Origin of the sequence: Chromohalobacter sarecensis, from assembly GCF_023061135.1 — a bacterium.
Classification (GTDB): domain Bacteria; phylum Pseudomonadota; class Gammaproteobacteria; order Pseudomonadales; family Halomonadaceae; genus Chromohalobacter; species Chromohalobacter sarecensis.
Genome location: NZ_JAKGAN010000006.1, coordinates 219,246 through 242,214 on the forward strand (window position 1 = coordinate 219,246; position 22,969 = coordinate 242,214).

The 22,969-nt window shown below is 61.8% G+C and carries 17 protein-coding genes; 2 read left to right on the top strand and 15 right to left on the bottom strand.

The window, feature by feature from the left end; all coding sequences use genetic code 11:
- Window positions 1–56: 56 nt before the first annotated feature.
- The 5 genes from msrB to yrfG all read right to left on the bottom strand — a co-directional run bounded on the left by msrB (window position 57) and on the right by yrfG (window position 4,525).
- Window positions 57–563, bottom strand: a complete 507-nt coding sequence (gene msrB, locus L1071_RS11550; RefSeq protein WP_246974994.1) for a peptide-methionine (R)-S-oxide reductase MsrB — start codon at window positions 561–563, stop codon at window positions 57–59.
- A gap of 87 nt (window positions 564–650) precedes the next feature.
- Complete coding sequence (locus L1071_RS11555; protein ID WP_246974997.1) at window positions 651–2,234, bottom strand: phosphoenolpyruvate carboxykinase; 1,584 nt, start codon at window positions 2,232–2,234, stop codon at window positions 651–653.
- 196 nt (window positions 2,235–2,430) lie between these two features.
- Window positions 2,431–3,306 carry an Hsp33 family molecular chaperone HslO gene (gene hslO, locus L1071_RS11560; RefSeq protein WP_246975000.1) on the bottom strand — a complete coding sequence of 292 codons (876 nt, stop codon included), beginning with the start codon at window positions 3,304–3,306 and terminating at the stop codon, window positions 2,431–2,433.
- A 49-nt stretch (window positions 3,307–3,355) separates the two neighbouring features.
- Window positions 3,356–3,748, bottom strand: a complete 393-nt coding sequence (locus L1071_RS11565; protein ID WP_246975002.1) for an RNA-binding S4 domain-containing protein — start codon at window positions 3,746–3,748, stop codon at window positions 3,356–3,358.
- 102 nt (window positions 3,749–3,850) lie between these two features.
- Window positions 3,851–4,525: a GMP/IMP nucleotidase gene (gene yrfG / locus L1071_RS11570; RefSeq protein ID WP_246975005.1), complete on the bottom strand. Its 675-nt coding sequence runs from the start codon at window positions 4,523–4,525 to the stop codon at window positions 3,851–3,853.
- A gap of 81 nt (window positions 4,526–4,606) precedes the next feature.
- Here yrfG and nudE point away from each other — a divergent pair, with 81 nt between their 5' ends.
- Complete coding sequence (gene nudE, locus L1071_RS11575) at window positions 4,607–5,239, top strand: ADP compounds hydrolase NudE (RefSeq protein ID WP_246975008.1); 633 nt, start codon at window positions 4,607–4,609, stop codon at window positions 5,237–5,239.
- A gap of 95 nt (window positions 5,240–5,334) precedes the next feature.
- On the opposite strand, the gene L1071_RS11580 is transcribed toward nudE, so the two are convergent.
- Window positions 5,335–5,721 (bottom strand): hypothetical protein, encoded by a 387-nt coding sequence (locus L1071_RS11580; protein WP_246975011.1) that lies wholly within the window; start codon window positions 5,719–5,721, stop codon window positions 5,335–5,337.
- A gap of 161 nt (window positions 5,722–5,882) precedes the next feature.
- The gene (locus L1071_RS11585) at window positions 5,883–6,941 is read right to left on the bottom strand and encodes an oxidoreductase (protein WP_246975014.1); all 1,059 of its coding nucleotides are present in this window, start codon (window positions 6,939–6,941) and stop codon (window positions 5,883–5,885) included.
- Window positions 6,942–7,388: 447 nt separating this feature from the next.
- Between L1071_RS11585 and L1071_RS11590 the strand changes: the two genes are divergently transcribed.
- Complete coding sequence (locus tag L1071_RS11590) at window positions 7,389–9,332, top strand: aconitate hydratase (protein WP_246975017.1); 1,944 nt, start codon at window positions 7,389–7,391, stop codon at window positions 9,330–9,332.
- Between the two features lie 62 nt (window positions 9,333–9,394).
- Here the strand turns inward: L1071_RS11590 and ilvD are convergent, their stop codons facing one another.
- The 8 genes from ilvD to L1071_RS11630 all read right to left on the bottom strand — a co-directional run bounded on the left by ilvD (window position 9,395) and on the right by L1071_RS11630 (window position 22,858).
- Window positions 9,395–11,104, bottom strand: a complete 1,710-nt coding sequence (gene ilvD, locus L1071_RS11595) for a dihydroxy-acid dehydratase (protein WP_246975019.1) — start codon at window positions 11,102–11,104, stop codon at window positions 9,395–9,397.
- Window positions 11,105–11,419: 315 nt separating this feature from the next.
- Window positions 11,420–13,876, bottom strand: a complete 2,457-nt coding sequence (gene lon, locus L1071_RS11600) for an endopeptidase La (protein ID WP_246975022.1) — start codon at window positions 13,874–13,876, stop codon at window positions 11,420–11,422.
- 91 nt (window positions 13,877–13,967) lie between these two features.
- The gene (locus L1071_RS11605) at window positions 13,968–15,209 is read right to left on the bottom strand and encodes a DUF945 family protein (RefSeq protein ID WP_246975025.1); all 1,242 of its coding nucleotides are present in this window, start codon (window positions 15,207–15,209) and stop codon (window positions 13,968–13,970) included.
- Window positions 15,210–15,237: 28 nt separating this feature from the next.
- The gene (locus L1071_RS11610; protein ID WP_246975028.1) at window positions 15,238–17,445 is read right to left on the bottom strand and encodes an ATP-binding protein; all 2,208 of its coding nucleotides are present in this window, start codon (window positions 17,443–17,445) and stop codon (window positions 15,238–15,240) included.
- 2 nt (window positions 17,446–17,447) lie between these two features.
- Window positions 17,448–17,945 (bottom strand): putative pterin-binding protein, encoded by a 498-nt coding sequence (locus L1071_RS11615; RefSeq protein ID WP_246975030.1) that lies wholly within the window; start codon window positions 17,943–17,945, stop codon window positions 17,448–17,450.
- 167 nt (window positions 17,946–18,112) lie between these two features.
- The gene (locus L1071_RS11620) at window positions 18,113–18,904 is read right to left on the bottom strand and encodes an MOSC domain-containing protein (RefSeq protein WP_246975033.1); all 792 of its coding nucleotides are present in this window, start codon (window positions 18,902–18,904) and stop codon (window positions 18,113–18,115) included.
- Between the two features lie 220 nt (window positions 18,905–19,124).
- A complete protein-coding gene (locus L1071_RS11625) occupies window positions 19,125–21,722 on the bottom strand; it encodes a TRAP transporter permease (protein WP_246975036.1) in 2,598 nt (865 codons plus the stop codon).
- Window positions 21,723–21,880: 158 nt separating this feature from the next.
- Window positions 21,881–22,858, bottom strand: coding sequence for a TAXI family TRAP transporter solute-binding subunit (locus L1071_RS11630; protein ID WP_246975039.1), 978 nt, complete (start codon window positions 22,856–22,858; stop codon window positions 21,881–21,883).
- Between the last annotated feature and the right edge of the window lie 111 nt (window positions 22,859–22,969).

Sequence of the window (22,969 nt, forward strand, 5' to 3'; positions counted from 1 at the left end):
AAAAAGTTCGCGATAAGGTATCACAACCGCCGACGCAACGCAGACGGAGGCCCTTTTCAGGAGGCCTCGTCAGGCACGAAGCGCAGCGCCAAGCCATTGTTGCACCAGCGCAGGCCGGTCGGCTCGGGGCCGTCCTCGAAGACGTGGCCCTGATGCCCGCCGCAGCGCGCGCAGTGATACTCGGTACGCGGAATCAACAGCACGAAATCCAGTTCGGTCAGCAGGTGGCCTTCGATGTGGTCGTAGAAGCTCGGCCAGCCGGTACCGGAGTCATACTTGGTACGCGAGGAGAACAGCGGCAAGTCACAACCGGCACAGCGGTATTCACCGGCGCGCGTTTCCTGATCGAGTGGACTGCTGCCCGCCGGCTCGGTATCGGCCTCACGCAGGATACGATAGCGCTCCTCGCTGAGACGCTCGCGCCACTCGGCGTCATCGAGCGTGAGCACCTCGACGTCCGCGCCCCGCTCCAGCGACAACTTGGGGCGTGCCAGGGCGACACTCGGCGCTACACCCAGCAGACCTGCGGCGCCCAACCAGCCTAAAAAACGACGGCGATGCATGACGTACCCTCCTTGCAAGGCATAACGGGAAGAGCCGATGGCCGACTCTCCCCGTTAGAGGCGAATTCCACTGGATGGTTCGCGCCGTCAGTCGCGCGACGGACCGGCGGCGACGATGTCCTCGTCGACGCCATCGAACTTGGCGAAGTTGGCGATGAATTTATCCGCCAACGCCTTCATGTGGCGCTCGTAGTCGGCGCTGTCCGGCCACGCCTGTCGCGGGTCGAGCAGCATCGTGTCGACGCCCGGAACGGCCTCCGGCACGTCCAGATTCAAGCCCTCGATGTGACGCGTCTCGACGTCTTTGAGATCACCGTTCTGGATTGCCGCGATGATGGCGCGTGTGGTGGGGATGGAAAAGCGCGAACCGCCCTCGCCGTAGGCACCACCGGTCCAGCCAGTGTTGACCAGATACACGCGCGACTCGAAGGCCTCGACACGCTTGATCAACAGGTCGGCATACTCGCGCGCCGGACGCGGGAAGAACGGCGCGCCGAAGCAGGTCGAGAACGTCGCTTCCAGCCCCTCGGACGCCCCCATTTCGGTGGAACCGACCTTGGCGGTGTAGCCGGATAGAAAGTGATAAGCAGCGGCTTCCTTGGACAACAGCGAGACCGGCGGCAGCACCCCGCTCATGTCGCAGGTCAGGAAGATGATCGCATTGGGCTCGCCAGCCAAGTTCTCGGGCACGCGCTTGTCGATGTGCTCGAGCGGATAGGCGGCGCGGGAGTTCTGGGTCAAGCCGTCATCGCTATAATCGGGATGGCGGTACTCGTCGAGGACCACGTTCTCGAGCACCGTGCCGAAACGAATGGCTTTCCAGATGAGCGGCTCATTCTTCTCCGAGAGGTCGATGCACTTGGCATAGCAGCCGCCTTCCAGATTGAAAACGGTGCCCTCACCCCAGCCATGCTCGTCGTCGCCGATCAGGTAGCGGTCGGGGTCGGCGGAGAGCGTGGTCTTGCCGGTACCCGAGAGACCGAAGAACAGCGTGGTCTCGCCGTCCTCACCCACGTTGGCGCTGCAGTGCATGGGCAGTACGTCTTTCTCGGGCAACAGGAAGTTTTGCACCGAGAACATGGCCTTCTTCATCTCGCCGGCGTAGCGCATGCCAGCGATCAGCACGCGGCGCCGGGCGAAGTTGAGAATCACCGTACCGTCCGAATTCGTGCCGTCACGCTCGGGCACGCACTCGAAATGCGGCGCGTTGAGGATCGTCCACTCGCTCTTGCCCTTGGGGTTGTAACCTTCAGGACGCACGAACAGGGTCCGCCCGAAGAGGTTGTGCCAGGCGGTTTCGGTGGTCACGCGAATCGGCAGGTAATACTCGGGATCGGCACCGACATGCAACTCGGAAACGAAGTTGTCGCCCTCGGCCAGATAGTCCTCGACGCGCTCCCACAAGGCATCGAAACGCTCGGCGTCGAATGGCTGATTGACGCTACCCCAGTCGATCAAGTCCGCCGTGGAAGGCTCCTTGACGATGAACCGATCCTGGGGTGAGCGGCCGGTCCGCCGTCCAGTGTTCGCCACAAAGGCACCATTGTCGGCAAGATGGCCTTCGCCGCGCGCGATGGCATGCTCGATCAACGCGGCGCTGCTCAGATTGGTATGGGTCTGCACGGGACGTGCCTCGTGGGTTGCCGGGGAGGCGGCTTGGGTCATGGTCATTATAGTGTCCTGGGCCCGAAGGGCATTTCTCTCTCGTTAACCGATGCTTACTCGCCAGGGCCACCCGGACAATGGATTGTCTCTTGTGAGGCCAAGGCAAGACTGGGAGCGATCATTATGGCAAAAAGGCTCTGTGCGGAAAACGTCACCAGCACGGTAATGACACTGCGCGCCCTTGGGTATGACGCGCGTCAGATCAATGCAGGGTCGAGGCGCCTGCGCCCGGCGACTCGATCAGGGCTTCGATGTCGGCGGCACTGAAGCGATAATGGCTATGACAGAAATGGCATTGCGTTTCCACTTCGCCTTGTTCACGCACGATGTTGCGCAATTCTTCGACACCCAAGCCATTCAGGGCATTGGCGATGCGCTCACGCGTACAGGTGCAGCCGAAGCGTAGCGTCTTGGGATCGAAGACGCGGACGTGTTCCTCGTGAAAGAGGCGATGGAGCAGCTCGCGTTGCTCGAGATCGAGCAATTCCGCATCGCTGAGCGTGGTGGCGAGATACACGGTGCGCTCCCAGGCATCGGGGTCGCGATGAGCGCTATCATCGGGCAACTGCTGCAGAAGCATCCCCGCCGTACGGTTTCCATCGGCCGCCAGCCACAGGCGCGTGGCCAACTGTTCGGAGCGTGCGAAATAATCCTCCAGACAGGCGGCCAGACTATCGGCCTCCACGGCGACGATGCCCTGGTAGCGCTGTCCCTCGCGTGGGTCGAGCGTGATCACGATCTGCGCCTCACCGACCAGGGCCGTGAGCGAGGCGTTTTCCTCGGGAAGCGCCGCTTCATCATCGAGACGTGCGATGGCTCGCAAGTCGCCTCCGGGGTTGGACTCCGCCATCAGCAAACGTACGGGGCCCTGGCCACGTACCTCGAGGCTTACGGTGCCATCGAGCTTGACCGTCTCGGTGAGCAGGGCCACGGCACTCAGCAGTTCGCCGAGCTGGCGGCTCACGGCCTGGGGATAGGCATGCTTGTCGAGCACCTCGGCGTAGGCCTGTTGCAGGCCGACGATTTCGCCGCGCACATTGGTATCGTCGAAAAGGAAACGTTGGATCTGGTCGGTCATGATGATTCGTCGTCAGGTTGGAAAGCCGAAAGTAGAGGCCATACCGGCTTCAATCGTCGAAGCCATGGCGCTGGAAGTCCTGAATCGCACGGCGTTGCTTCTTGTCGGGGCGGCCATGTGGCCCTTGCATGCTTTGGTTGGCCAGGCGCCGATTCTGGGCTTCGCGCTCACGCCGCGCCTGGCTGGCCGACGTTTCGCGGTAGAGCGCGCGGGCCTCGGCGGCGCCGCGGCGCTGACCGGAGAGCCCCGTCACTTCGACTTCGAGCGTGTCCCAGCCTTGCGGCACCTTGATCAAGGCGCCTAGCTCGACCACCTTGCTGGTTTTCACACGCCCACCATTGTAGTGGACCTTACCGCCTTCAATGGCTTTCTTGGCCAGACCACGCGTCTTGAAGAAGCGCGCCGCCCATAGCCACTTGTCGATGCGGATCGTGTCGCTCATGTTTTTTCCTGGATCGCCTGCTCCATACGCGGGAACATCCCACGAACGCGACAAATAAAGTGGGCGCCGGTAGGCGACTTTTCAAGGCGCATTGAGGTGTGATCAGCGGCGCGATACACCCGGCATATCCTGCGGCAAGAGCGTGCCAAAACGCTCGAGGGCAATGAAGTCTTCCAGCTCGCGTTCGGGGCGTTGGCTATCGGGCTGCTTGATACCCAGCAGATAGCGAATGCCGTATTCACGCGCGCTTTCCAGCACTGAAGGATTGTCATCGATGAACAAGGTACGCGCGGGCTCGAAGGGTTCGATATCCTGCAACGCGAACCAGAACTCCGGCGCCTCCTTGGCGATGCCCACGTCCGCCGACGAGACGATGACATCGAGATACTCTTCAAGCCCGGTCAACGGCAGCTTGAGCGCCAGGCTTTCACGGTCGGCGTTGGTCGCCAGCACGACACGCGGATGCGCTTTCTTGAGCCATTTGAGGAAATCCAGCGCATCGCCACGCAAGCCGATCAAGTGCTGCACCTCACGCTTGAGCGCGACCACGTCGACACCCAACTCACGACTCCAATAAGCCAGGCTGTACCAGTTGAGCGTGCCCTGCTCGCCGATGATACGCGAACGCAGCGTATCGGCGTGATGGGCATCCAGCTTGTGCAATTCCACGTAGCGCTGCGGCAAGTGTTCCAGCCAGAAGTGGCTGTCGAAGTGCAAGTCCAGCAGTGTGCCATCCATGTCGAGCAACACAGTGTCGATGGCGTTCCAGTCAACCATGAGGGGCTCCCGCCAGAGTGGATATCGAACCAAGGGTTCTCTTATTGTACGCTGCATGACAGCCACCCGCACGGAGACACCATGGCCTTTTCTTCCCACCACACTGGCGGCAAGCCGCCCAACGATACCGGTGTGGGGCATGCCAAGCCACGCCTCTTGAACCGCCGTGAAGTCGCCCGCAGCCGCCTCTTTGCCATCGAAGAACTCGAGTTGCGCTTCGCCAACGGCGCCGAACGTACCTTCGAGCGATTGACGGGCAGCGGCAATGGCCATGGCGGCGGTGCCGTGATGATCGTCGCCATGCCGGACCCGGAACATGTACTACTGATTCATGAATATGCTGCGGGTTTCGATGATTATGCCCTGACCTTGCCCAAGGGGCTCGTCGACCCCGGCGAGGACATCGTCAGTGCCGCCAATCGCGAATTGATGGAAGAATGCGGCATGGGTGCGCAACGCATCGAGCCACTGGTGGAACTCTCCCTAGCGCCGAACTACATGAGCCACCGCATTCACGTCATGCTCGCCACCGACCTGTATGAGAAACGCTTACCCGGCGATGAACCCGAGCCCTTGATCGTCGAGCGTCATCCTCTTGAGGACATCGCCTCCCTGTTGGCGCGGGAGGACTTCCACGAAGGACGCGCCATCGCCGCCCTGTTTATCGCACGCGACCGTCTACGCAACGAGCAAACCAGCGAACCATGGTGGTGAGCCGCGCCCCAACGCGACGAGGCCCCGCAATGGCGGGGCCTCGTCGTATCGCTTCCTAGCGTGGCAGCGACTCGCTCCGTGAGCCTTTCAAATGGTCATTCTTCGGGATCGACATCCTGCGCGGAATCGACGCCATGATTGTCTTCCGGATCATCCATGCTTTCCGGTACCGGACCATCATCGGCTGAGGGGGCAGCGGCAGTACCACCTTGAGCTGCGGTATCACCCTGCTCGGTGTTGGCCGAGCCGGTTTCAGTGCTCAGGCCTTCCTGATCACCACCGGGGATGCTGTCTTCTCCGTCGACATGTCCTGCGGTTTCACCACTGGCGGTGCCACCTTCGGCCTTCATCGAACCTTCTTCGGTATTGGCCGAACCTGTCTCACTGCTGACATCCTGCGCCGAATCGTCTTGCGCCAAAGCACCTGCCGTGGGCAGTGCCAGAAGCGCGGCGAAGGTCAGTGCGGTAAGTTGCTGTTTCATACGAATCCTCCTTAATCCTCTACGCCTTCACATTCAGGTGAAGTGCATGGGTCGCGTGGCAAGAGGCCATCGCTTGACCTATACAAACCCTAGACAAGGTATTGGCATGATGCAAGGAGAAACCGGCTATCTAGCGACTTTCGAGAACCTTCAGTGAAGCCTCAATGCGCCGCAAGCTGCTCGAAGCCTCCGTTTTGCGCACTGCGGCGTCCCGCCTCGAGCACTCGCATCACTGCCAAGGCTTCCTCAACGGGCACGGGGTTCGTCCCCTGGCCGCGTATCGCCTCGCGAATGCCCGCATAATAGGCCGGGTAATTGCCCGCCCGTGTGGGCACTTCGCGCAGCTCAGGACGCGCACTGGCGTCGTGCACATCGGCAACGGTATGCAGCCCATGCTGATGATCCTCGCCCCACTCCGGCGTGGGTAAATGCTCGCCGCGCTTGAGCATGTCCTCTTGTGGGTCGAGCCCATGCTTGACGTAACTACCCTGCGTGCCATGCACGGAGAAACGTGGCGCGGGAGCCGCCATCAGGCTGCCAGCATGCAGGATGACGCGTTGCTGACCATAGCGGAGCACGGCATGGAAGTAATCGTCGACCTGCGCACCATCGCGCTGAGAAGCCTGATCGAGGAATATCGCCTCGGGCATGCCGAACAGCACCAATGCCTGGTCGATGAGGTGCGGCCCCAGGTCGTACCAGATACCGCCACCCGGAGTGTCGGACTCACGCCAGCGCGTCTTGACCTCGGGACGGTAACGGTCGAAGTGCGATTCGAAATGCGCGATACGTCCCAGATCGCCACTATCAAGCAGGTCCCGTACGGTCAGAAAATCCGCATCCCAGCGCCGATTGTGGAAGACGGAGAGCAGCTTGCCTGCCCGCGAGGCTTTGTCGGCCAGCGACTCAGCCTCGTCGAGGGTGACGGTGAAGGGCTTGTCGATCACTACATGCTTGCCGGCAGCCAGGGCGGCACTCGCCAGATCGTAATGCGTATCGTTGGGGGTGGGGATCACTACTAGATCGATATCGTCGCGCGCGAAGAGCGCGGCCGCACTGGCTTCGACCTCGGCCTGCGGCCAGTCGGCCGTCACCTTGGCGGCATCGCTGCTGGAAATCGCCCGCAAGGTCATGCCGTCATCCGCCATCAACAGTGGCGCATGAAACGTCTTGCTGGCGAAACCGTAACCTACCAATCCCACGTTGATCTTGTCGGTCATGCCTGAATCCCTTCTACTCCTGGCACCCCGGGCGTCAATCCCAGGATGACGCGATGATGCCCGCCGGTACGCGCAGTGACAAAGCGTCACCAAAAATCTCGGCGATTTGACCTACGAGCGCCATACTGAAAGTTGGCCTTCACTCACCCTGCCACGTTACCGGGAGAGACATTATGTGTTGCTCGGAAGAGAGTCTCGAGCTGCTACTGGACACATTATGGTACGACATCGAGCAATGGCTAATGATGGACGATGCGGCTCAGGCTTGGCAACTTGCCGCCTGAACCCACGTACCGCCTATTTCGAGGCTCATCCCAATCTTTTGGAGTGGACCTTGTCTTGCGATGATCTTCTCGTCACTGGCAAAGATAGCATGCGCAGTCCGTGAAGCAGACGATGTCTGTCCTACACTGAGGGAAGCAAACTTCGCCAACACGGAAGCCAAGCATGAATCACACACCCCGTAACGTTACCCAGAAACTGATCGCCTCGCACCTCATCAGCGGCGACATGACGCCGGGGGCAGCTATCGGCCTGAAAATCGACCAGACCCTCACCCAGGATGCCACCGGCACCATGGTGATGCTGGAACTGGAAGCCATGGCACTCGACCGGGTCAAGACGGAGGTCTCCGCCCAGTACGTCGACCACAACCTGATCCAGGAAGACAACAAGAACCCCGACGACCACCGCTTTCTGCAGACCTCGGCGGAACGTCTAGGCGTGTGGTTTTCACGTCCGGGCAACGGCGTCAGCCACCCCACGCACCAGCAACGCTTCGGCAAGCCCGGCAAGACGCTGCTAGGGTCCGACAGCCACACGCCCGCCGCCGGGTCGCTGGGCATGCTGGCAATCGGCGCCGGCGGCATCGACGTCGCCATGGCGATGGCCGGTGAACCCTTTCATACGCGCATGCCGGAGGTCTGGGGCGTGCGCCTCGACGGTCGCCTACCCGACTGGGTCAGCGCCAAGGACGTGATTCTCGAGATGCTACGCCGCCATGGCGTCAGTGGCGGCGTGGGGCGCATCATCGAATATTACGGGCCCGGCCTCGCGCATCTTTCCGCGATGGACCGCCATGTCATCGCCAATATGGGCGCAGAACTCGGTGCCACCACCAGCGTGTTCCCCTCCGACGCGGCGGTGAAGGCATTCCTCACCGCCGAGGGGCGCGGCGAGGATTGGCACGAACTGCTGCCGGACGACGGCTGTGGCTACGATCGCCACGAGACGATCGATCTCTCGCAGCTCGAGCCACTGATTGCCAAACCCTCGAGCCCCGGCAATGTCGTTCCCGTGCGCGAGGTGGCCGGCGAGCCATTGTCGCAGGCGTATGTCGGCTCCTCGGCCAATCCCGGCTATCGCGATTTCGCCATCGTCGCCGCGATGCTCAAGGATCAGACCATCGACGACAACGTGTCGTTGGAGATCAACCCCACCTCGCGCTCGATTCTCGAAACGCTGACTCGCGACGGGCACCTGCTGAGCTTGCTCGGCGCCGGCGCCCGCCTGCATCAGGCCGGTTGTAATGGCTGCATCGGCATGGGCCAGGCGCCGGCCAACGACACCAACAGCCTACGCACGGTGCCGCGCAACTTCCCCGGACGCTCGGGCACCCGCGAAGACCGCGTCTTCCTGTGCAGCCCGGAAACCGCCGCAGCCTCGGCGCTCAAGGGTGTGATCACCGATCCCCGAACGCTGGGCATGGCCTACCCTCAGGTGCAAGAGCCCGACGATCCGATCATTAACACTCGCACCCTGATCGCCCCGATGGAGGCCACCAAGGCGCGCAAGATCCACCTGATCAAGGGGCCGAACATCGAGTCGCTGCCGGATTTCGAGCCGCTCGAGACACAACTGGACCTGCCGATTCTGGTCAAGGCCGGCGACGATGTCTCCACCGACGAGATTATGCCGGCCGGCGGCGAGGTGCTGCCCTATCGTTCCAACATTCCCAAGATCGCCGAGTTCTCCTTCCGCGGCGTCGTCGACGGCTATGCCGACCGTGCCCGCGAGACGGGCGATCATATCGTCATCGGCGGCGAAAATTACGGTCAAGGCTCGAGCCGGGAGCATGCCGCCATCGCCCCGCGCTACCTGGGGCTGCGTGTGGTCATCGCCAAGAGCTTTGCCCGTATCCACCACCAGAACCTGATCAACTTCGGCGTGCTGCCGCTGACCTTCGCCGACGGCAACGATTACGACGCGCTCGACGTCGATACCCGAATCACGTTCGACAAGCTACAAGAAGCACTGGAAGCGGGCGGTTCCGTGACGGCAAAAGCCGAAGGCCGAACGCTGACGCTCGAACACGCCTTGACCCCACGCCAAGTCGAGATCCTGTTCAGCGGCGGCCTGATTGCCTGGATGCGCGACCAGCAGGCAGCCTGACAAGCCCCCAACGAGAAGCGGCCCCGTAGGGCCGCTTGGGTAACAACACGGCACACGCCGACTCAGTCTTCCAGCGCTTCGGGCAGGTCGGTGACCGCCCCTTTCGACGCTGAACTGACCGTCTTGGCGTACTTGGCCAGGGTACCGCGGGTATAACGCGGCGCCGGGCGCTTCCAGGCCGCACGGCGACGTTCCATCTCCGCGTCGTCGATATGCAGCGTCATCACGTCATTCTCGGCGTCGATGGTGATCTCGTCACCGTCTTCGATCAGGCCGATGGGGCCGCCGACGAAAGCTTCCGGCGTGATATGGCCGACCACGAAACCGTGGCTACCGCCGGAGAAGCGCCCGTCGGTGATCAAGGCCACCTGGTCGCCCAAGCCGCGTCCCATGATCGCCGAGGTCGGCGTCAGCATCTCGCGCATGCCAGGGCCACCCTTAGGCCCTTCGTAGCGGATGACGACGACATCGCCGGCGACGACGGTGAGGTCGTTGATACGTGCCTGCGCCTCCTCTTCGGAATTGTAGACCCGAGCGCGGCCGGTAAAGCGCGTGCCCTCCTTGCCGGTGATCTTGGCGACCGCGCCTTCCGGTGCCAGATTGCCATAGAGAATACGCAGATGGCTGCTCGTCTTGACCGGGTTATCCAGTGGCTTGATGATCGCCTGGTCCATCGGGTACGGCGTCACACCGGCAAGGTTCTCGGCCAGCGTCTTACCGGTCACGGTGATGCAGTCGCCGTGCAGCAAGCCCGCGTCGAGCAGGATCTTCATCATCGGCTGAATACCGCCGATCGCCACCAGCTCGCTCATCATGTAATGGCCGCTGGGACGCACGTCGGCCAGCACCGGCACGCGCTTGCCTATCCGCGTGAAATCATCGAGCGAGAGTTCCACACCGACAGTGTTGGCCATGGCCAGCAGGTGCAACACGGCGTTGGTGGAGCCACCCAGGGCGATGACTACGGTGATAGCGTTCTCGAACGCCTGACGCGTCATGATGTCGGACGGCTTGAGGTCCAGCTCGAGCAGCTTGAGCACGGCTTCGCCGGCGGCGCGGCAGTCGTCGTTCTTGGTCTGCGAGACCGCTTCCTGGGCCGAGGAGTTGGGCAGACTCATGCCCAGCGCCTCGATTGCCGACGCCATGGTGTTGGCGGTGTACATGCCGCCGCAGGAACCCGGCCCGGGGATCGCCGTTTCCTCGATCTGCTTGACCTCGATCAGCGACTTGTTGCCCTGAGAATAGGCACCCATCGCCTCGAACACCGAGACGATATCGGTATGCCCGGCACCGGGCTGAATGGTGCCACCGTAGACAAAGATACTGGGACGGTCGAGGCGCGCCAGGCCAATCATGCAACCGGGCATGTTCTTGTCGCAGCCGCCGATGGCGACCACGCCATCGAAGCCCTCGCAGCCGGAGACGGCCTCGATAGAATCGGCGATGATCTCGCGCGAGGCCATCGAATACTTCATGCCCTCGGTGCCGTTGGCGATGCCGTCGGAAACGGTGATGGTGTTGAACACCACGCCCTTGCCCCCGGCAGCATCGGCGCCCTCACTGGCGGCATCCGCGAGCACGTTGATATGACTATTGCACGGCGTCACACGGCTCCAGGTCGAGGCGATCCCTACCTGCGGCTTCTTGAAGTCTTCGTCGGTGAAGCCCACCGCACGCAGCATCGCGCGGCTGGCCGCCTTGCCCGGACCGTCGACCACATTGGCGGAATGGCGGCGACGGTGATCGGTGTTCTCCGGAAAATCCTGGCTCATCAAGTGCTCCTGTTTCGTCTGGTAGGCCCGAGGGCGAATTATGGGCGACGCATGCCGGCTGTGGTGATGCAGCGATAAAGACGAGCGACGTGCGTCCAATGTCACGGTCAAATGACGTTGCGCGGGCCTTGTATTTCTTGATAAGGCGGCTCTCGTGAAGCGGCTCTTCTAGTGAAACGATCTGGATAAAGCGACTCGCCACGCCCCGCGCAGAAAAGGGGTAAGCCCATTGTAACGACGTTGGGCGCGATCGGACATCCGATCGCGCCCAATAGTGAGCACATGAACACGGCCCTTCGGACCGGTACTAAACGGCTAGCCGAAGACTACCTTGGCCACGTCCCGGTAGCGATTGGCGAAGTGCACGGTCATCCCCTGCTTGAGATAGTCGGGCAGTTCCTCGTAATCGCGGCGGTTGGGCTCGGGCAGAATCAGTTCGAAGATATCGCTGCGCCGCGCGGCGATCACCTTCTCGCGAACGCCACCTATCGGCAGCACCTGGCCGCTCAGCGTCAGCTCACCGGTCATCGCCAGGGGGCGATCAAGGGGCTGTTGCTTGGCCAGCGACAGCAGCGCCGTCGTCATCGTCACGCCGGCCGAGGGGCCATCCTTGGGCGTGGCACCCTCGGGCACGTGCATGTGCACATGCGCCTCGTCGAAGAAGGTCGGATCGGCGCCGAATTCCTTGAGATGTGCCACCGTGTAGCTATAGGCGATATTGGCCGACTCCTGCATCACGTCGCCCAGTTGGCCGGTGAGCTTGAGACCGCGCGATTTCGCATGCACACGCGCCGCCTCGACCGGCAGCGTCGCCCCGCCCATCGAGGTCCATGCCAGTCCGGTGACCACGCCGACGCCCTTGAGCACTTTTTCCTTGCGGAATGTCGGCGCGCCGAGGAAATCCTCGAGGTTGTTGACCGAGATTTTGACCGTGTCCTGCTCGTTTTCGAGCATCGTCACCGCCGCCTTGCGCACGATGCGATGCAGTTGCTTTTCCAACTGACGCACCCCGGCTTCGCGCGCATAACCCTCGATAACCTTCCTGAGCGCGGCATCGGTGAGATTGATGCGCTTCTTGGGAATGCGGTCGCGCTCAAGCAGCTTGGGCCACAGATGGTGTTTGGCGATGGCCATCTTTTCCTCGGCGATGTAGCCCGACAGACGAATCTGTTCCATACGGTCGAGCAGCGCCGGCGGTAGCGAATCCAGGGTGTTGGCAGTGCATACGAACAGCACCTTGGAAAGGTCCATGCGCACGTCGAGATAATGATCGAGGAAGTCGACGTTCTGCTCGGGGTCGAGCACTTCGAGCAGCGCCGAGGCCGGGTCGCCTTGGAACGACTGGCCCATCTTGTCGACCTCGTCGAGCATGATCACCGGGTTTTCGACCTCGACTTCCTTGAGCGCCTGCACCAGCTTACCTGGCATCGCACCGATATAGGTCCGTCGGTGGCCCTTGATCTCGGCCTCGTCACGCATGCCGCCCACCGAGAAGCGATAGAATTCGCGGCCCAGGGCTTCGGCGATGGAGCGCCCCACCGAGGTCTTACCAACCCCTGGCGGGCCGACCAGCAACAAGATGGAGCCCCCGACATCGCCCTTGAAGGTGCCTTCGGCGAGGAACTCGACGATCCGCTCTTTGACGTCCGTCAGGCCGTCATGGTCGCGATCGAGAATCTTGCGTGCCCGGGGTAAATCGAGCTGGTCCTCGGAGGTAATCCCCCACGGCAGCGAGGTCAACCAGTCCAGGTAGTTGCGGGTGGTGCCATATTCCGGTGAGCCGGTTTCGAGTACCGATAACTTGCCCAGTTCGTCATCGATGCGCTCCATGACGCGCTCGGGCACTTCCAGGTTTTCTATGCGTTCGCGGAACGTATCGACATCGTTCTCGCGGTCGTCCTTGGAGATACCTAGTTCGCGCTGGATGACCTTGAGCTGTTCGCGCAGGAAGAACTCGCGCTGGCGGTCCTGCATCTGCGCGTTGACCTGCTCGCTGATCTCGCTTTGCAGCTGCGCCACCTCGATTTCCTTGCGCAGCAGCGGCAGTACCTTCTGCATGCGCGCCATCACCGGTAGCGTCTCGAGCACTTCCTGCAGCTCGGGCCCCTTGGCCGAGGTGATGGCCGCAGCGAAATCGGTCAGCGGCCCGGGCTCATGGGGGCTGAAGCGATTGAGATAATGCTTGAGCTCCTCGCCGTACAGCGGATTGATCGGCAGCAACTCCTTGATGCCGTTGATCATCGCCATGGCGTAGGCGCGCGCTTCCTCGTCGCTGGCCTCGATGGGTTCCTTGGGATAGGTGACCTCGACCAGGTACGGCGGTGTCTTCGACAACCAGCGGACGATGCGAAAACGCCGCACCCCCTGGGCGATGAACTGGATCTGCTGCTCTTCGGTCTGCGAGCGATGAACCTTTACCGCCGTGCCGATCTCCGGGAAGTCGCCGGGCCCTAGCTCATCGACGCCGGAATCGCCGACGAACGCCACCCCGACACTTTGGTGCGGCGTGTTGCCGACCCGCTCCATGGTGTCTTCCCAGCGTTCGCGGTGGATGACCAGCGGCTGCACCTGCGCGGGGAAGAACGGCCGGTTGTGAATTGGCAGCAGGTAGAGCCGCTCAGGCAGATAAGCCTGCGTCGGCACCATCGCGCGCCCTTCGGAGGTCGACTCTTGATCGTCTTGCGTCGGGGAATTTGCCTCTTCGGCGTCTTGCTGAGCCTCTTCGAGCTCGGCGTAAAAATCCCGGGATTGATCCTGATCGCGTTCGCTCATCATTCACCTTGAAAGTCGTCGGGCAAATGGCCCATTTGCCAAGAGGAATGCGGGCGTCACCGGCGAACTTCAAGTCTACGCGGGATGATGCTTACCAGCGCAGTGCTCGTTCATTGACGCGCCACTGACCGGCATCGACGCGAAACACCAGACGCGGCGTCTCCGGCACAAGCCCCAGATGCAAGGCCAAAAGCGCCGGCGCATCGACAAGCGTGACACGGCCATCGAGACGCTGCTGGAGGTGGCGCCAGAAGGCGGGTGACGTCACCGGCATGGCTGCCAGCGAGGTCACATCGTCACCGTCGAGCGTCAACTCTCCAAAGGCGCGACTATCGACGCCGAAGGCCTCGCTGGTCACTTGCAAGGTTTCCAGCGTGAGTCGCGGTGAATCGCGCAGCACATTCACTATCAAAGGGGTCAAACGCGCCCACCGCGACGTCGCGTCGACGGAAGTCGCATCATCACCGGTGGCGGCGCCCGAATTATCCTCGCGCATGCGTTCGACCAGCGCACGCAGGGCGTCGGCATCGACGCGCTCCAGCCCCAGCGACATGCGCCCCGAGGCCACTGACTGCCCCGCTACGGCGATATCTGCCACATCGCCTTCGCCGTGATAGCCGAAGGTGTCATCACCGAGACGCATATCGGCCTCGTAGTCCAACGCATTCAGCGAAAACGGCGCACCGCCCTGCCAGGTCAGCGACGCCAGAGAGAGAGCCATACTGTGATGAAAAGTTCGCTCATCACCCCGATGGCGACCCTCGACGTCGAGCGCCCCGAGTTCGAGCGACGTCTCGTCCAGCGAGACGTGCCACGGCGCCGAGCGCAAGTGATAACGCACGTCCCCGGGGTGCCCGCGCAATGCCAGCTCGCCGGCGCCGACTTCCAGTGATGCCGCCTCCGGCAGCACAGCGCGTGAGGTGAACGCCGGCCATTCCAGACGCCCTTGCATATCGCCCGATAAGGTCCGGTAGGTGGCCTGCCATGTCGGGGCCGCCTCCGCCGCCAACAGCGTCTCCCCCGCGTAGGTGACAACCGCCTCGCCATCGAGGTGGCTGCTCAGTACACCGTGGCGGACACCATAAGGAAGCGTCACGCGCAGCGGCCTGCCTTCCGACGCAACGGTTTCCAGGCGCAGAACGCCGGAGGACTGCCACCACCCTTGTTCGACCTCATGCCGCGAGGCCTGCCAGCCCTCGCGAGCGTCCAACTGTGCGGTCAGACGCTCCAGCGCCTGTTCGCCGACATGACTCGACCATGCCTGCGCGGCGCACCAGCCGACTCCCAGCAATAGCAGCAGAACGCCCCCGCCGATCCAGCGTTTCTTGTGCATCGCGATGTCTCCTGATGAGAGGTGCCCTTCAAGCAGGCATATCGTTGGCCATGCGCAGCGCTTGCCGCGACGAGGTGATGATGGGACGCAGCATGGTCCATTGGCGGCCAGCTTCCTCCGAATCTGCCTGGCGTGCCACCCGCTCCAGGTAGTCGCTGTCGCGTACCAGGCGCATCAAGGCCAGTGACGACGATTCGCCCTTGAGACGATGTGCCAGCTCGGCCGTACGCGTCATGTCCGCGTCGGCGATGGCCGCCTCGAGCGCCGCCTCCAACACCCGCGACTGATACTGCCAGGCGGCCACCAACGCACTACGTTGCGCTGCGCCCAACGTCTCCCCGAGCGTCGCGAATTCCTGGCGATCGAGAAGCGCCGGTCGCGTATCCGCCGACTCAGCCACAGCAGAGGGCCGGTTATGGTCAGGCGTGATCATTTTTTGCGGATCGCGTACGCCGAAACGCACCAGGATATCGACCAGCACCTGCTGGCGTATGGGTTTCGTCAACACCTCCGCCATGCCGGATGCCAGGGCCCGCTGGTGTTCCTGAGTAGTGACGCTCGCGGTCATCGCGACCAAGGGTGTGGCCTGGTTGGGGCCGTTCTGGGCGAGAATCCGCCGTGCGGTCTCCGGCCCATCGAGCGAGGGCATGCGGATATCCAGGAAAATCAAGGCGAAAGCCGTGTGCTCGGTCAGCGCCAAGGCAGCCTCGCCACTCTCGGCGACCTTCACCGTATGCCCGAGACGTTCGAGCATGGCCACGGCGACCTGGCGATTAACGGGATTATCCTCGATCACCAGCAGCGGCGCGGTACGTGCCGCCGTCGCGTCCCATGTTTCCCCTGACGGAATATACGTTTCGTCATTCCCGTCGTTGCGGGGCAATGGCAGCTCGAACCAGAAGCGGCTGCCCTCGTCGGCCGGACTCGAGACGCCGATACGCCCCTGCATGGCTTCCACCAGTCGCTTGCTGATCGCCAGGCCCAGGCCGGTCCCGCCCTGCGTGGCGCCCCCCTGGTAAAAGGGCTGGAACAAGCGTTCGCGATCCACATCGTGGATGCCGCAACCGGTGTCGCTCACCTCGAAATGTATCCAATCGCCGCGCATGGGCTTGACGATCAACGTCACATTGCCTTGCCGTGTAAACTTGAGCGCGTTGGAGAGCAGGTTGAGCAATATCTGGCGCAAGCGTCCCACATCGCCGACCAGGTACTCGGATACCGCAGGCGAGACGACACTCGCGAACTCGACATGCGTGGCGCGCGGCTCCAGCAGCCGCATCAAGGACGCAACCAACTCGGGGAGCGAAAACGTCTCGTGCTCGATATCCAGATGCCCGGCCTCGATCTTGGAAAAATCCAGCAGATCGCTGATCAACGCCAGCAGCTGTGAACCGCTATCGTGGATGGTCTCGACATATTGATGCGAGGTCTCATCCAGCGCGCGCTCGCGCAGCAGTTCCGTCATGCCCAGCACACCGTTGAGCGGCGTGCGTATCTCATGGCTGACGGTAGCCAGGAAGTCCGACTTGGCCTGGTTCGCAGACTCGGCATGACGCGCGGTCTCCTGAAGCTCCTGGCTCAGATGCTCCAATGCCCGTCGCGCCGCAATATTCTCTCCCGCTTCCTGGAACAGGAAGCGGATCACCAGCACGGTGGCGCCGCACATCAACATGATCAACGCCAGCAAGGCCGCATACAGCGCCAATTGCACCTCGCGCTCACGCGTCTTGGATTCGGCGAGATAGGCGTTGACCGACACGACGAGGCGCTCGCTGAGGCCGCTCAACGTTTTCAGGCGCTCTTCCAGAGAGCTCAGATCGGGCGATGCTGTGGACATACGCGAAAGGGCAGCATCGAGTGCATCGCTGCGCGACAGGATCTCCGGTAGCAAGGCTCGCGCCTCGGGCAGCGACTGGAAAAGCGCGGCGATTTCACCCTCGCGCAGCAGATTGATACGGCTATACAGCAGCTCGAAGCGCATGCGCACGTCATCGAATTCACTCGGATTCTGTTCGGCCTGCAAGACGGCATTGCGCATCTGGATGGTTTCCCGGTCCAGCTTGTAGGCCGCCCAGGCGGCGTCGCCGGCAACGCTCTTGGCCAGGACTTCCTGACGCCAGATGATCAGGCTGACCACCACCAGAGCGGCGACGAAAAACAGGATCGCCGCGCAGGCCCCGAGCTTGAGCCGTAGCGGCAAGCGCGACACGAGGTGGATGCGGGAGCGCCAGGCCATCATCATTCCGCGATGATACGCGCGACCTGCCAGACCGAGCGGAAACGCACTTCCTCAGTCTGCAGTTCGGGGTGATCATCGAAAGGATAGAGTACGAACAGCGGGCCGTACTCACGCACCGGCATCGGCTCGCCGTCACGCCGCATGGCCAGAATCACGTCGTACTGCTTTGCCTCGGCCAGCGGTACGTCGGCAGCGAAATCATTCAACGCGACGACGTGCAGCAAATCGCCGTGAGCGCCGACCGCATCGTAAATCGCGCCCAGCAAAGGACCTTCGAAGCGCGACGTGCCTTCGGTCCAAGGGGTGTGCGTGACGATGGTGCTCTGTGGCAATTCCTTGAGCATGGCGCGGTCGAAACGCGCCACACCATCACCGTTGGTACGCGAGATATCGCCCTCCACGGTCAACATGACCTTCCCTTCAGGGGCCGGCAATGGGTGCGCATGTACCGCCGTAGCACCGGTCATGAGCAACAAGAAGCCCAGTCCGGCTGCCATGCCTCGGCATCCCAGGCATTGCCTCAGCGTCATCAAGACACTCATGATTAGCCGTTCCCATCCGAGTGTGAGAAGAAACGTCATACCGCTATCAATGACCCTACCACCGCGATAAGGCGCTTGCATGCCATGCGCAGTCGTCGAGTAGCCTGGCTGATCCATCTTCGTCACTCCAGCACCTCGAGACGATCGTGACGCGTGACACGGCCTTCGTTTTCGGCAATCAGGTTCTGCCCGAAATACACCTTGCCGCCTTCGCCGCGCCGATAACCGGCCAGCGTGCGCAAAGGTTCACGGCCCTCCTTGAACGTGCCCGTGGCGGGATCGACGCTGACCATCGCGCAGCGAGCACAAGGCTTGTCGACGCGAAACACGACCTCGCCCAGGCGGATGCGTCGCCACTCATCCTCGGCATACGCCGAGGTACCGGCGATCACCAGATTGGGACGAAACTGTGCCATGACGTGTTGTTCAGCGGTACGCGTGTTGAGATCGGCCAACGAGGCCTCGGAGATCAATAACAACGGATAGCCGTCGGCAAAGCTGACGCGTTGTTCGATGGAGCGCCGATAGCGCGGGGACTGATCGCCCAGCCACAACAATCGTGCGGGCTCTCCCGCCGCTTCGCTGAACCAGGCGTCGAGGCGCGCATGCGTGGTCCAGGCATCGAAGTCGTCGGCCCATACTGTGGTGGCGAAGGTCGTCAGATCGAAGGCGCCCACCGCCAGTTCCAGCGCCGGCAATTCGGGATGCGACAGGCTCAACGCCTGACCGTCGAACGTCGCGGTCACGCGCTGTAGTTGAGGATGCGTGCGGGCCGTCAGAAAAGTGCCATCGGGCTTGGCAACCATGAAACGCCGATCGCCTACTATCCCTTCCATACCGACCCACGCCGATTCCTGTTCGCGTCCCGCAGTGGACTTGATGGGATAAAGATGAATCGTTGACAGCGACGCCATGGCAGCCTCATTGGGAGTCTGAGAAATTGTGAGGGTATTTTTGAGCATTGTCGCAAAAAATACTGACTGCCGCCTCGATAGTGACACGCCATTGACCCTTCCGGGTGCTCACTCCGAGGCGATGGCATAGCCAATGCAGGCAACGGCCGTCATCAAAAGCGCCCGCCTCTTGCGAAGCGGGCGCATTTTGTTGCACCACGTACCGACACGATGAGGCCGTTTACGTCGTGGCGTCGGCGTGCCGGCTCGGCGTCGGCCGCCTGCGGCGTTGCAGCCAGACGACGAGTGCGAATACCGCCAGTCCCGGTATCCACATCCATTCCTTCGGCCAGCGTTCGACGGGCGCACGGATCGACACGATCTCTTGATCGAAGTCGAAGCCCAATTCTTCTGCCTGGCTATCGAAATCGGTCATGTCGACCAGCGTCTTGCCGTCCTCCTGCATCAGGGTCAGCCCCAGGTTCTGCATGCGCTCGGCACCAGTATCGCCGTCCGGAGCCGGTACCAGCATCACGAAGCTGGTCGGTGACCCATAGGCGTCGAGACCGTCGACACGAACGCGCAGATTGCTGTCGTCGTCGATGGCGCCTAACGCCTGCTCGAACTGCGCGGGCGGGATGTCACGATACGGATCGTGAATCATGTCCATCCAGAACCCGGGCCGGAATAGCGTGAAAGCCACCAGCAGCAGCAAAAGACTCTCGTACCAGCGGCTTCTCACCACCATGTAACCCTGCGTGGCGGCGGCGAAGATCAGCATCGCCCCCGTCGCCACCACGAAGATCAGTATCCCGTGCCACCAGTTCACATCGATCAACAGCAGGTCGGTATTGAAGATGAACAGGAATGGTAGCGCCGCCGTACGCAAGCTGTAATAGAACGCCTGGAAACCGGTGCGAATGGGGTCGCCCCCGGAAATCGCCGCAGCAGCGAACGAGGCCAGCCCTACCGGGGGCGTCACATCGGCCATGATGCCGAAATAGAAGACGAACAGATGCACTGCGATCAACGGTACGATCAAGCCATTCTGCTCACCTAACTGGACGATGACCGGCGCCAACAGCGCGGAAACCACGATATAGTTGGCCGTGGTCGGCAGGCCCATGCCCAGGATCAGGCTCAGCACCGCCGTCAGCATTAGCATCAGCAACAGGTTGCCCATCGACAGTGTCTCGACCAACCCGGCCAACACCAGACCTACCCCGGTCTGAGAGACGGCGCCGACGATGATCCCCGCCGCCGCCGTGGCAATGCCGATACCGATCATGTTGCGCGCGCCGTCGATCAAACCTTCCCAGAGATCGATGAAGCCACGCTTCACTTCATTGCCCAGTTCGCCGCGACCGCGGAAGAACGCCTCCAGCGGGCGCTGAGTCAAGATAATGGCGATCATCAGCACGGTGGCCCAGAAGGCCGAAAGACCCGGTGACAAGCGTTCCACCATCAGGCACCACACCAGCACCACGACGGGCAGCAGGAAGTAAAGTCCCACCATCACCGTGGGCCGCGTTTGCGGCAGCACCGTGATGTCGCTCTTGGCATCGTCCTTCTCGAGCTCGGGGTAGCGTGACCCCAACTTGAGCAACGCCACATAGATTACCGCCAGACCCACAGCGGCCACCCACGGCATGGCCTCACCCAACACCGGCTTGAGCCATCCCAGCCCGTAATACACGATCAAGGCCAGGGCCATGATCCCGACCAGCCCGGTCAAGAAGCCGACGATTTTCTGTAGCCACGGGCGCACGGGATTGCTGCTTTCAAGCCCCTGCATATTAGCCTTGAGCGCCTCGAGGTGAACGATATAGATCAGTGCGATATAGGAAATCAACGCCGGCAGGAAGGCATGCTTGATGACCTCGACATAGGAAATGCCCACATACTCGACCATCAAGAACGCGGCGGCTCCCATCACCGGCGGCATGATCTGCCCGTTGACCGATGAGGACACCTCGACCGCACCAGCCTTGGTGGGGCTGAACCCGACACGCTTCATCATGGGAATGGTAAAAGTACCGGTGGTCACGGTATTGGCAATCGAGGAGCCCGAAATAAGGCCGGTCATCCCCGAGGCGACGACTGCCGCCTTGGCCGGGCCGCCGCGATAGTGGCCCAGCATGGAAAACGCCATCTTGATGAAATAGTTGCCGGCCCCCGCCTTATCCAGCAAGGCACCGAACAAGACGAACAGGAACACGAAGCTGGTCGATACCCCCAAGGCGATGCCGAACACGCCTTGCGACGTCAACCACTGGTGATTGACCAGACCATAAAGGCTCACCCCGCGATGCGCCAGCATCCCCGGCATATAAGGCCCGGCCAGCGAATAGACGATGAACACTAGCGCCACGATCATCAGCGGTGGCCCCAGCGCGCGACGCGTGGCCTCCAGCAGCAGTATCAGACCGATCACACCGATGATGACGTCCTGCAGAATCGGCGCACCGGGTCGCTGTGCCAGTTGCTCGTAAAAGATATACATGTAGGACGCCGCGAAGGTGCCTACCAACGCCAATCCCCAGTCCAATAACGGCACTCTACCGCGCGGTGAGCGCTTGAAGGCCGGGTAGGACATGAACGCCAGGAAGATGGCAAAGGCCAGATGGATGGAACGTGCCTCCGTGGCACTGAACACCCCAAAGCCGAATACGAAGGGTAAGGGCGAAGCGATCCAGAGCTGAAATAGCGACCAGATCGCCGCCACGCTAAGCAGCAGCTTGCCAACCGGCCCGGCAGGCTTGCGGGCGCCTGTCTCGTTGGCGGCCAGTTCTTCAAGCTCGGCGTTACGTGTAGACGCCGTCGACTTATCGTCTTGCATATTGTTGTCCCGGTAGTGTTAATCAGGGCCCACAAAGTGCGCCCTGACCGACAAAAAACATCACAATCGTTTGTTGCGTTCGCTACCGCGTGGCCAGAACCAACGATGCGCGGCGCCGAAGCGGCCGCGCATCGTCTAGCACGACATTAAGCTAACGCTTACAGCCAGCCACGCTCTTTATAATAGCGTTTGGCGCCCTCGTGCAGCGGCGCGGAGAGGCCGTCGGAAATCATTTCTTCCGGTTCCAGGTTGGCGAAAGCCGGGTGCAGACGCTTGAAACGATCGAAGTTGTCGAATACCGCCTTGACCACTTCGTAGACGACATCGTCATCCACTTTGGAAGAGGTCACGAAGGTGGCCTTGACGCCAAAGGTCTCGACGTCCTCGTCATTGCCCTTGTACATCCCGCCGGGAATGACCGACTTGGCATAGTAGGGATACTCTTCGACCAAGCCATCCACCGCATCGTCGTTCAGCGGGACGAGATTGGCATCCACGGTCGTGGTGGCTTCCTGAATCGCGCCATTGGGATGGCCGACCACGTACGCCATGGCATCGATGTTGTTATCCGCCAGCGCCGAGGCCATTTCGGAAGCGCCCAGCTCGGAGGCCAGCGAGAACACATCGGTGTCCCAGCCTTCGGCGTCCATCAACACTTCCATGGTGGCACGCTGACCGGAGCCCGGGTTGCCGATGTTGACGCGCTTGCCCTTAAGATCCTCGATACCGTTAATATCGGCATCCTTGCGCGCCAGAACGGTCAACGGTTCGCCGTGCACGGAAAATACCGCACGCAGGTCTTCCATCGGCTCCTTGAAATCACCCTCGCCGTTGTAAGCACGATATTGCACGTCGGACTGCGCGACGCCCATGCTCAACTCATCGGACTTGATGCCGTTGATGTTGGCCACGCTGCCCCCGGTGGACGGCGCATTACAGCGAATGTTGGTGTCCTCCGAGTTGCGGTTGACCAGACGACAGACCGACTGACCCACCACGTAGTAGACCCCTGTCTGTCCACCGGTCCCGATGGTGACGAAGCGCTCCTGATCCTGAGCCATCGCCGGCGTCGATAGTGCGGCGGCACCCAGCAGGGCCCCTGAGAATAACGCAGCGGTAAAAGCGTAACGTTTCATGCATGCACCTCTTTAACATTATTTTGACGAACCAGCCGCAGAGCCAATGCCCGCGCCAGTTACAGGGAGCTACCTGAAGATGACCTCGGCGCGGCCTCTTCAGATGCATTC